Source organism: Bacillus sp. AFS001701, from assembly GCF_002559405.1.
GTDB lineage: Bacteria > Bacillota > Bacilli > Bacillales > Bacillaceae_G > Gottfriedia.
Genome location: NZ_NTZO01000428.1, coordinates 1 through 9,629, shown reverse-complemented (window position 1 = coordinate 9,629; position 9,629 = coordinate 1). Strand labels below are relative to the sequence as shown.

General features: G+C 31.4%; 10 protein-coding genes. 4 read left to right on the top strand and 6 right to left on the bottom strand.

What is annotated here, in order from left to right; translation table 11 throughout:
• Positions 1–211 precede the first annotated feature (211 nt).
• Positions 212–940, top strand: a complete 729-nt coding sequence (locus CN514_RS20585) for a GntR family transcriptional regulator (RefSeq protein WP_098234189.1) — start codon at positions 212–214, stop codon at positions 938–940.
• A gap of 24 nt (positions 941–964) precedes the next feature.
• Here the strand turns inward: CN514_RS20585 and CN514_RS20580 are convergent, their stop codons facing one another.
• Positions 965–1,768 (bottom strand): YppG family protein, encoded by an 804-nt coding sequence (locus CN514_RS20580; RefSeq protein WP_286141779.1) that lies wholly within the window; start codon positions 1,766–1,768, stop codon positions 965–967.
• 200 nt (positions 1,769–1,968) lie between these two features.
• Between CN514_RS20580 and yppF the strand changes: the two genes are divergently transcribed.
• Complete coding sequence (yppF, locus tag CN514_RS20575) at positions 1,969–2,145, top strand: YppF family protein (RefSeq protein ID WP_098234188.1); 177 nt, start codon at positions 1,969–1,971, stop codon at positions 2,143–2,145.
• 136 nt (positions 2,146–2,281) lie between these two features.
• Here the strand turns inward: yppF and CN514_RS20570 are convergent, their stop codons facing one another.
• Positions 2,282–2,533: a hypothetical protein gene (locus CN514_RS20570; RefSeq protein WP_098234187.1), complete on the bottom strand. Its 252-nt coding sequence runs from the start codon at positions 2,531–2,533 to the stop codon at positions 2,282–2,284.
• Positions 2,534–3,082: 549 nt separating this feature from the next.
• Positions 3,083–4,090 (bottom strand): DUF2515 family protein, encoded by a 1,008-nt coding sequence (locus CN514_RS20565; protein WP_098234186.1) that lies wholly within the window; start codon positions 4,088–4,090, stop codon positions 3,083–3,085.
• A 94-nt stretch (positions 4,091–4,184) separates the two neighbouring features.
• Between CN514_RS20565 and recU the strand changes: the two genes are divergently transcribed.
• Together recU and CN514_RS20555 are read left to right on the top strand one after the other, a co-directional pair.
• Positions 4,185–4,796: a Holliday junction resolvase RecU gene (gene recU, locus CN514_RS20560; RefSeq protein ID WP_056466590.1), complete on the top strand. Its 612-nt coding sequence runs from the start codon at positions 4,185–4,187 to the stop codon at positions 4,794–4,796.
• Positions 4,797–4,846: 50 nt separating this feature from the next.
• Positions 4,847–7,471, top strand: a complete 2,625-nt coding sequence (locus CN514_RS20555) for a transglycosylase domain-containing protein (protein ID WP_098234185.1) — start codon at positions 4,847–4,849, stop codon at positions 7,469–7,471.
• An 81-nt stretch (positions 7,472–7,552) separates the two neighbouring features.
• Here CN514_RS20555 and CN514_RS20550 read toward each other — a convergent pair whose 3' ends face one another.
• From CN514_RS20550 to CN514_RS20540, 3 genes are read right to left on the bottom strand one after another with little or no spacing between them, the layout of a single operon-like run.
• On the bottom strand, positions 7,553–8,056 hold the full coding sequence (locus CN514_RS20550; protein ID WP_098234184.1) for a YpoC family protein: 504 nt from the start codon (positions 8,054–8,056) through the stop codon (positions 7,553–7,555).
• Positions 8,046–8,708, bottom strand: a complete 663-nt coding sequence (gene nth, locus CN514_RS20545; RefSeq protein ID WP_098234183.1) for an endonuclease III — start codon at positions 8,706–8,708, stop codon at positions 8,046–8,048. The genes CN514_RS20550 and nth overlap by 11 nt, the downstream gene beginning before the upstream one ends.
• Before the next feature lie 46 nt (positions 8,709–8,754).
• The gene (locus tag CN514_RS20540) at positions 8,755–9,483 is read right to left on the bottom strand and encodes a DnaD domain-containing protein (RefSeq protein ID WP_098234182.1); all 729 of its coding nucleotides are present in this window, start codon (positions 9,481–9,483) and stop codon (positions 8,755–8,757) included.
• Positions 9,484–9,629 lie beyond the last annotated feature (146 nt).

Below are 9,629 nucleotides of genomic sequence, written 5' to 3'. Positions count from 1 at the left end.
CTCCAATATCCTAAATATACTTTAATGTCAACTTTTTTATTTTATTAGGTTTGAACATATTTCACAACAATAAAATTAATAATGACTAAAAGTTTAAATTTTCTGATTTTTTAGAGTATATACAATGATTGCCGAAAGCATTTTATTCCTTTAAAATGAGTTATGAAATCGTTTTAAATATAGATAATTAATGCAATTCAAGGAGTAAAAAATGATTAACAAAAATTCCCCAATACCAATTTATCATCAATTATTAGAATACATAAAATGTAAAATCGCTTCAGGTGAATACCCTGCTGATGAATTGATTCCATCAGAAAGAGAGTTTTCTGAGAAATTTCAAATATCTCGTATGACCGTTCGACAAGCATTAAATAATTTAGTTCAAGAAGGAATTGTTTACAGACAAAAAGGTAAAGGTACATTTGTTAGTCGTCAAAAAGTTGAAAAAAAAATTAGTAGATTAAATAGTTACACTGAAGAAATGATTGAGAGAGGTTTAAAACCGAGTAGTAGGTTAGTTCAATTTGATATTTTAAATTCTGATAAAGCATTGTCCAATATTCTAAAGATAAAAGAAAACGATCCTATTTATTTTATAAAACGGGTCCGTTTAGCAGACTCAATTCCTATGTCGATTGAAAGTATCCACGTGTCATGCGATATTGCTCCAAACCTAAATCAAAGTGTTTTAGAAAAATCATTCTTTGATTATGTAAATGCCAATATTCCAGATCCTATTCAATATGCTGATCAATCGATTCAAGCTAGAATGCCTTCTGAAGAAGAAGCACAATTGTTAGAAATTCCGCCGAATTGTCCCGTATTAGCCATTTATCGTACAACATATTTAAGAAGTGGCAAAGTTTTAGAATACGAATTGACCGTATACAGAGCAGACCGCTACAAGCTCGTACATTCTTTATCTAGAAATGATTAAAAAGCCAGGAGATCCTGGCTTTTTTTATTTGAATAAAACCCCTATTTGTTTAAATAGTCCACCTACTTGATTCATCGTATTCATCATTTGACCCGCAGTAGACATCATTTTTGGGACATCGTATGAACCTGAACCATTTTTAAATTGATTTAATATCGATGAAAACTGAAAAGATTGACCATTATTATTTTGCTGGTTTAATTTTTTTGGTTGAGTTGGATAAGGTGTACTAGGCGCAAACATTGGTGGAGTTGTAAATGGACCTTGTTGTAACATTTGAGCATGTTGAGGTTGCATTGAATACTGGTGATTTTGAGGGCTACTTAAATAATTCGTTTGATTACCGAATTGTGAAGGATACATTGGCATATATGGATATTGGTTTTGCATCATTCCGTAATAATTAGGATCGTATTGATACCCTTGGTTAAATGTTGCAGCAGGTTGCTGCATTGAAAAGTGTTGTGGTGCTGCATATTGCATTTGACTTTGATCATAACTTCCTGTTTGTATTGGTCCCCCATAAGGAGATGGCTCAATCATCTGTGATTGTTGGCTTGATTGTGTTGATTGTGTTGGTTGAACTGGTTGTGTTAGCTGAGTCGATTGTGCATGTTGTGTCTGTTGCGATTGAACTGGCGGTTGTAGTGTATTCATAGTAGGGTTTTGGGAAAAAGGTTGAATTGTATTTCCATAGTAACGCTGATTTTCATTAGATATTTGATTCATTTCTGGATAATTAAAATTCTCATCAATCATTTGATTTTGCTTTCTAAACCATTCAAAACTGTTATCTGAATGATTTGGAGGAAACATTTGAGATTTCATATTCTCACATCCATTATAAGTTTTCTCATTTATAAATATGTTACAAATGCCTATTCTGTTACTTCTATTATCTTATGCGCTATTTGTCATAATATGTCGGAAGTTTAAATTTTTAAAAAAATTCAAATCTTGAATATTTATGTTACATTTTATTTAGTTATACAAGTTTTTAATTAAATTTTAATGTTGGAGGGGTAATAATGACTTTACAAGAATTAAAGAGGAAGTTTATTTCATCAAAAAGTTTCGAACCAACTGACTTTAATCAATTAATGGACTTTTTACAACAAAATTACCTAAATGGTGAGGTTACTATTCAACATTACAGAGAATTAGTTAAAGAACTTGAACTATTTGGCGCTTGTAAGCCAATTTAGTAATCTGGAATATAATATTATAAGAAATAAAGCGATACACATTTACTAAATTGTAAAAGTGTATCGCTTTATTTAATTCCATTATTCACTTATCCCTTCATTCAAAACAAATATGTTTTACTTTTATATATATTTATTAAATATTAAATGCTAATTGTCTTCCTAGAAATGGTGTTGAGATCCAACTACCACCCTCTTTTGCTTGACTTACTTTCTTTTCAAAATGATGAAGATGCACTGTCGTTGACTGGATCTTATTTAAAAGTAAATTCTTTTCTTCATCACATTTTTGATCAATTCTTAAAGCTAAGGAGTGCTCAATAAATTCAACCTCATTTAAAAATTCATCAATTGCTCGAAAAAAATCATCTCTTTGAATTAACTCCATACAGTTCAACTCCTCTTCCTATTTTTCTAAATTTTCTATACAAATTAAATTCAACAACAGTTCATCTACCTCCTTCCCTAGTGACAAAACTAGAACTATTTCGCTAAACAAAGTGAATAAAGGTATTTTCATCTATAATTTCGACAATAAAACTTGTAACGTGGAACAGAATTGGGAAAGGTATATTACATGGAGGTGTTTCAAATGGCAAAAAACAAAAATGAAAAAAAGAAAAAACAAGAAAAAAGTAAAAGTCAACAAACTGGTAATCCAAAATTAGATGGTCCTAATTTCCCTGCTACATAAACATTGGGAACCACTCGATTTTGATTGTTTCTAATGAAAAATCGATTTAAAAGAAAAAAGCTAGCATTTGTGTGCTAGCTTTTTTCTCAGTGTGTTGAAATATAAAATGGTCAAAATGGAAAACGGACATTAAATGAACAATTATTAATGATGAAGTTATCATTTTTTGGATGTTCTATAATGGTTTTAACTAAAACTAGTAATGTTTTTTTTGAAGTTAAAAAAGAAAAAAAGCTAGCATTTTTATTGAAAAATCGATTTCAATTTTAACAATGAACCAAGCAGCTCTTGTTTTATTAAAAAAGATTGCTTAAAACTATCTCCATTAATTACTTCCTCATATTCATACCATTCATTTAAAATTTTACTATTTGTATACCAATCATCCTCGACAGTTCGTGTATGAGGAATTATTGGATAAACATCTCTTAATTTCGGATTATTTGAACTTGTAATTCCAACTAGCCCTTCATAATCACTTCTACTACCTGTGTGAATAGTTTGCATTGCAAAATCGATAAATTCATTGTGTAAATCCTCATGAAATAAAATTGAATATAATTGTTTACCAATTTGAATCCTTTTCGTTAAATTTTCAAATTGGTAAACACCAAGTCCATATAGTTCACCATTTCTAGTTGGAAAAATAACATAACTAAGTTTTAATTGTTCCTGAAGCTTAAATGCTAAAGAATTAAAAACTTCACTTTTAAAAAATTTATTTTGAATGACTGGTCTTTCAATCATATTTTGTTCGTTAATAATCAATGAATAAACTAGTCTTTTCTTATCACGATCCGTCCAATATTTCTCCCATTCAATTTCCATAAAACTAGATACTGAAAAATATTTCAATAAATAAAATAAAGGCTTATTTTTCACTTTTGAATATTCAAAAAGAAGTAATTGTGGAAATGCATCTAAAAAAATAATCCAATTTGCCCGTTCATACGTCATAAAAAGCTGTTTTCTTTGTTTTACATTTAGTCCATTAACGAATATTTGATTTTCCAAATCAGTCATGTTGTAGCCTGCATTACGTGACACCATACTTGCAAGAAATGACCACTCTATTTCACTTTGTCTTAAAAAATATTCTTGGTATGCAATCGTTCTGGAAATATTATCTGCATTATATTTAACTGTTTCTTTCTTTATTAAATCAATAAGTTTTGCTTCTTCTTGTGATAATTTGTGATCTTCTCTTCTTTTTTTTATGAAACCTTTCCAGCTTTCATGGTTTGCATTCATTGACTCACCCCAAGCAATCTGGTATTTTTTTACACGAACATCTGTTTTAGTGCTATAATACGAGTTGTATGTAAATTAAGTTGGAGTTGGTTTTATGACAATAAGTTACCCAAATCGAAGAAATAATGTAGTTCAAAAAAGTCAAAAAAATAACGAAATACAAGTAAAATCAAATAATACTTATAGTAATCGCGGAATGTCCCTTGAAGATGATTTAAATGCTACTAATACGTATTATTTATCAAATAACATCGCAAACATACATAAAAAACCAACACCTGTACAAATCGTAAAAGTAGACTATCCTAAAAGAAGTGCTGCAGTTATTAGAGAAGCCTATTTTAAGCAACCATCAACTACCGACTATAATGGCATCTATAAAGGAAAGTATATTGATTTTGAAGCTAAGGAAACCAACAATAAGACTAGTTTTCCTTTACAAAATTTCCATTTACACCAAATAGAGCATATGGAAAATGTACTGAATCACGGTGGAATTTCGTTTGTCATATTAAAATTTTCATTATATAATGAAATTTATTTTATGAAAGCAACTGATATTCTTACCTTTTGGAAAAGGCAAACAGATGGTGGAAGAAAATCAATTTCTAGAGAAGAATGTAAAGAGTATGGAACGTTACTTAAACCAAGTTATCCAATCATTGTTCCTTACTTAAAATGTATCGATGAACTTTTTGTAATTTAATATTTTAATAATTTCATTAAGTTCATTTGAAAGGCAGGAGAAACAAAAAAATGGCAAAAGAGTATAGTTCACGACAAGAACGAAAACAAATGGAAATGGAAAAGCCTTCAGATGTGAAACCAAAAAAACGTGAAGGTTTATGGAAAAAGATTACTTTATCAATATTAACTTTAGCGGTACTTTGTATTCTTGGGGGAGTTGGAACTTTCTATTACTTAGTAAGTGATGCACCTAAACTTGACGAATCAAAGCTTAAAGTACCTTTATCTTCAACGATTCTAGATAAAAATGGCAATGTTATTGCTGAGCTAGGAACTGAACAAAGAACGAAAGTTTCATATAACGAGATTCCTAAAGTAGTAGAAGATGCATTTATTGCTACTGAGGACGTACGTTTTTATAAGCATAAAGGTGTTGATATCCGCCGTGTGCTTGGCGCAGTTTTAGCTAATATTACTGGTGGATTTGGATCACAAGGTGGTAGTACAATTACTCAACAAGTTGTCAAAAACTCATTCTTGTCTCCACAAAAAACAATTAAACGTAAAGTACAAGAATGGTATTTATCATTCCAGCTTGAACAAAAATATTCTAAACAACAAATTTTAGAAATGTATTTAAATAAAGTTTACTTCTCAAATGGTTTAAAAGGCCGTGGAGTTTATGGTGTAGCAAAAGCAAGTGAAACATATTTTAGTAAAGATTTATCGAAAATTACATTACCTGAAGCAGCTACACTTGCTGGTATGGTACAAAGCCCAAATAACTATAATCCAGCAAAACATCCAGCTCAATCAGAAGCTAGAAGAAATGTTGTACTAAGCCAGATGAAAAAATATGGTTATATAACAAATGACCAGTATGCTAAAGCAAAAGCAATTCCAGAGAAATCAATAGTTAAAGTTCATGAAAGTGGCCAAACAAAATATCAAGCATTCATTGATGTCGTTATGGATGAGGTTAAAAAATACGGTGATGCGGATATAAATACAGATGGATTAACAATTGAAACAACTTTAGATCCAAAAGCACAAGATAAAGCAGATGAAATTATTAATCGAGGATCTGAATTTTATCCAAGTGATGATTTCCAAACTGGTTTTGTCTTAACTGACACTAAAACAGGTGAAATTAAGGCTGTAGGTGCTGGAAGAAACACAACTAGTGGCGGTTTAAATTTTGCAACAGATATTAAAAGACAACCTGGTTCAACTATTAAACCAATCCTAGACTACGGTCCTGCCATTCAATATTTAAAATGGTCTACTAACCATCAACTTGTTGATGAGCCATATCAATATTCTGATGGGACACCTATTCGAAACGCTGATAAATCATATAAAGGTAAATTATCGATTCGTAAGGCGTTAATCGGTTCAAGAAATATTCCTGCATTAAAAACAATGCAGCAAGTTGGATTAGATAAATCACGTGAATTTGGTAACGGACTTGGATTTAACTTCCAAAAAGACAGTTTTTATGAGTCTCATGCAATCGGTGGATTTACAGGTGTATCTGCAATGGAAATGGCAGGTGCATATGCAGCCTTTGGTAATGGCGGTGTTTATATAAAACCACATGCTGTTACAAAAATAATCTATCAAGATAAAACAGAAAAAGTATTAGCTCCTGAACCAAAACAAGCAATGAGCGATTACACTGCATATATGATTACAGATATGCTACGTGACGTTGTTAAGGCTCCAGGCGGTACGGGTGGTCGAGCTAATGTACCTGGTCTAGATATGGCAGGTAAAACTGGTACGACAAACTACCCACAAGAAGTAAAAGACAAATATGGCTTTCCTTCAAACGCAACTCGAGATAGTTGGTTTGTTGGTTATACTCCAGATGTTACTGTTTCTGTTTGGACTGGATATGAGACAAATAAAAAAGATCATTATTTAAGTAAAACATCAACAAATATAGCTAAATATATTGCTAGAGATATGTTAGCAGCAACAGCTGATCCTTCATCTGAGTTTCATAAACCAAGTTCAGTTGTAAAAGTTCAAGATGAATTATATATTAAAGGTGAAAAAATGGATGATCTTCCAACACCAGATACATTAGATCCAGCTAAAAGTGTTACAGCGAAATATGATGAAAAAACGAGCAGTGTTTCGCTAAATTGGCAGTATCCTTCTAATTTACTTGCTTCTACTACATTTGAAGTAAACTATGATATTAACGGTGTTAAAGGCCAAACTCAAAAAGTAAATGGCACATCAGCAAAAATTAATGGTATCGTAGCTGGAAACAAAGTAAAAATTACGATCGTGGCAACTAATGGCGAAACTAAGAGTGCTGCGGTTACAGTTACAGTCGATTTAACTACTACCAAAGAGCCTACTACCCCACCAGCTGATAATAATGGCAATGGCAATGGTAATGGTAATGGCAATGGTAATGGTAACGGCAATGGTAACGGTAATGGTGACGGCACTGGTAATGGTAACGGTGACGGCACTGGTAACGGTGACGGTACGGGTACTGGAACAGGTGATGGCAATGGTGGCGGAACTGGAGATGGCAATACAAATCCAACTACACCACCTACTACACCAGATCCAACTAAACCATCAAAACCAACTAATACGAATCCAACTTCGTATAACTCAGATTCATACTCTACTAATCGATTTAATAAGTTGGAACGCAATATTATTGCATAAATTAAAAACCTCCTCGTTTTTTGAGGAGGTTTTTCTATGTAATTAAGCTCTAAACATTGTACCTATGTAAAATAAGCCTCCTCATCTTGAGGAGGTTATTTTTTGCTTATAATAAAGCTTTTCTAACTCTGTATATAAGCCAGAAAGTTGAATGAATGAGTGATAGTGATCTGGTTGATTTAAAACAAAACTAATACGCTCGTCTAAATTGATTGGCTTAATTATTAATTTATCTAATTCAAGTAATAAATTATTTAAATTAAGCAGCATTTGGCCATTTATCCATGTAAGAATTGATATAAAATTAGCTAAGCCTCTTATCATCGGCTCACTAGCAAGTTTTCGATTCCGTTGTTTAAAGTAGTTAGAAATGTGCTCAGATTCCTCTTTCCATTCATTAATCATCTCTTTAATAATTTCATCGCTTTCATTCGGGATGTTAGTGCTCTTCTTAACTAGAATCTGATTGCTTTCATAAAAAAACGGTTTATTTTTAATTTTAATTTCTTCATTGATTAATTGTTCATTTACATTGTCTTTATAAAATGGCGTAACGATAAAATCATTATAAATACTATTTGTCATTTACTTTCTTCACTTTCATTCGTTTTTTACCTTCTCTACACATATCAAGTAAAGGACAAACCTCACAACTCGGCCTTTGAGCTTTACAATGATATCTACCAAAAAATATGAGTCGATGATGAGTTACTCCCCAGTCTTCGATCGGAACTTTTTTCATTAATGTCTCTTCTACTTCTAAAACTGAATCTTTCCAACGGCATACAGCTAATCTTTTTGAAACTCTCTCAACATGAGTATCTACTGCAATTGCCGGAATATTAAATGCGACTGACATTACTACATTAGCTGTCTTTCTACCAACTCCAGGCAATTTTACCAGCTCTTCTCTAGTGCGCGGAACTTCTCCATTAAATTCATTAATAATCATTTCACTTAACTTTTGGATATTTTTTGCTTTGTTCCTGAAAAGTCCAATTGAGCGAATATCATTTTGTAATTCCTCTAAAGAAACATTTAAATAATCCTGAGGTTCTTTATATTTTTCAAATAGATTTTTTGTCACTTTATTTACTAAAACATCAGTACATTGAGCGGATAAAGCAACCGCTACTACTAGTTCAAACGGATTCTTATGGTTTAATTCGCAATGTGCATCGGGGAACATGTCACCAATTATATTAAGAACCTCATTTATTTGTTGTTTATTTAACATCTCAAAACACTCCTTACTAAACAAAAGCGAGGAGCATGTCCTCGCTTTATTTTTCAAGCCAATTATAAAAAGGAATTGATCCTGTATACTTTGTTTCGTTTTGTGGTTCTCTTGTTTCTTTTTTTCTAAAATGCTTACTATAATTCATTGCTTGGTCTACTTGCTTTATTCCATTTTTCTTCCACTCAAAAAGAATACGATCTATATAACGAAAATTTAATTTCCCACTTATAACTGCTTCTTTAAGTGCAGTTTTTATTAGTTTTTCATTATGATCATCTTGGTCCATCCACATTGTTAAAGTTTCAATCTCGAAAGGAGACAATAATCTACCAAATTCTTTTTCAAACACTAAGTAAATTGATTCCTCTTCCTGTTCAATAATTGAAGGAATAGTATGTTTTTCATTTGATTGTTGACCATTCTGGGTCAAATCAATTAATTTTAACCATAGCGGAGAAAGTGAATATGCCTCACAACGTAAATTATGATGGTCAATTTCTTCCGTAATTTCTAATAAACCTTTTTTTAGAAGTTCTCGAATAACTTCCATACATTTTTGTTCATTTATTGACATAATCTTTGCTAATTGAGTAGGTGTTGGAAACGTATGACCTTGTTGTTGAAAAGAGTAAAGCTGTAGAATCATGACTAGTTCTTCTTCATTTATGTTTAAAGAAGAATAATGACTGAGAAGTATATTAGGAATACTAATATTCCCAAATTGAATCCAGTTTAGAATGCTATTATTATTCACTTCGAACACCTCTAGCATAGTATAGCATGATTACATAAAATATACAGTAAAAGAAACTTGTGAAATAAAAATAAATAGAGGCATGTAAATCACACCTCTATTTTAGTATATCTATTTAGTATTTAAAAAACCAACTAATAAATTATTTAATTAAGGATATAGTC